The organism is Endozoicomonas sp. SESOKO3, assembly GCF_024606255.1.
Genome location: NZ_JAHHPR010000020.1, coordinates 1 through 1,153, shown reverse-complemented (window position 1 = coordinate 1,153; position 1,153 = coordinate 1). Strand labels below are relative to the sequence as shown.

Annotated in this window: 2 protein-coding genes; both read right to left on the bottom strand. The window is 49.2% G+C overall.

Annotated elements, in window-relative coordinates; all coding sequences use genetic code 11:
- Nucleotides 1–120 precede the first annotated feature (120 nt).
- Nucleotides 121–894 (bottom strand): SDR family oxidoreductase, encoded by a 774-nt coding sequence (locus tag KDK18_RS00300; protein WP_257252372.1) that lies wholly within the window; start codon nucleotides 892–894, stop codon nucleotides 121–123.
- Nucleotides 891–1,153: DUF3833 domain-containing protein (locus KDK18_RS00295; RefSeq protein ID WP_257252370.1), on the bottom strand; the 263-nt coding region annotated here is incomplete at its 5' end. The genes KDK18_RS00300 and KDK18_RS00295, both read right to left, overlap by 4 nt.

The following is a 1,153-nucleotide window of genomic DNA, read 5'->3' as shown; positions in this document are numbered from 1 at the left end:
GAGATAAGATACTTCGCAAGCTTCATAAGGAATAGGGTCTCTTAATGAGTTTTGGCCGACCTCCCGTGTCTACGAAACAGAGTGCCGCTGAGCCGGTGCTGGCACAACCTGAAGAGACCCTCATTGTTGCAGGCGACGGGTCACACCAAAATAGGCCTTATAGGGCAGGACTCTGAGCGTCCCCATAATCATGCCAAACACTTTTGGAAATCGAATTTCAAAACGCTTGCCATTCAAACCGTGCACAATAGCATCCACTGCCGACTCAACATCCATTAAAAAAGGCATTTTAAACGTGTTTTTATCCGTCAGGGGGGTTTTTACAAACCCCGGGTTGATCAGTTTAATATCCACACCCTGAGGTTTCAGGTCAGTGTACAACGACTCGGCCATATTGATCAGTGCCGCCTTGCTGGCACCATAAGCCGCGGCAGCAGGTAAACCACGATACCCGGCCAGTGATGCGTTGATAGCAAGGGTTCCTGACTGCCGATTCACCATCATCGGGATTAATGCGTCCAGACAATGGCAAACGCCCATCACATTTAATTCGAAGTGTTGACGCATATGGTTGGATCTGAAGTCCACGCCTGCCGTCTTGATGAATGTACCTGCATTCAATATGGCAATATCTACCTGACCAAAGCGGGTCGTAATCACCTCAGCCGCCCGCATTACTTCATCATGACGGGTCACGTCAGCGGGCAAAGGGATGATAATACCGTCCAGATCAAGCGCTTCATTCTGCAGCCGATCCAGATTGCCGAAACTACGGGCCGTCGCTATAACAGTACCACCTTGTCGGGCCATCGTTAACGCCAGCTGGCGACCGATTCCCTGACTGGCACCGGTAATCCAGATCACCTTGTTTTTCAGAGACCGGCGTTTTTTCATTGTGCGTCCTCTGAAGGGCTGGAAGATTCTGCATCCGGAATCTGCAGCTTTTCCAATGATGATGCGCTGATCAGCGAACAGTCTTTACTGAAATAAAAGTTGAGAGTGCCCAGGGTGAATCCCCATTTGCTGACATCAGCAATATTGAGAATCTGGCCATTTTCCTGCAGGAACAGCCAGTCATCAAACTTAACCCGCCAGTTAATACCCTTGATGGGTAAATTCATTTCATAGGTCCAGTTAAAGGTATTGCCCTGAC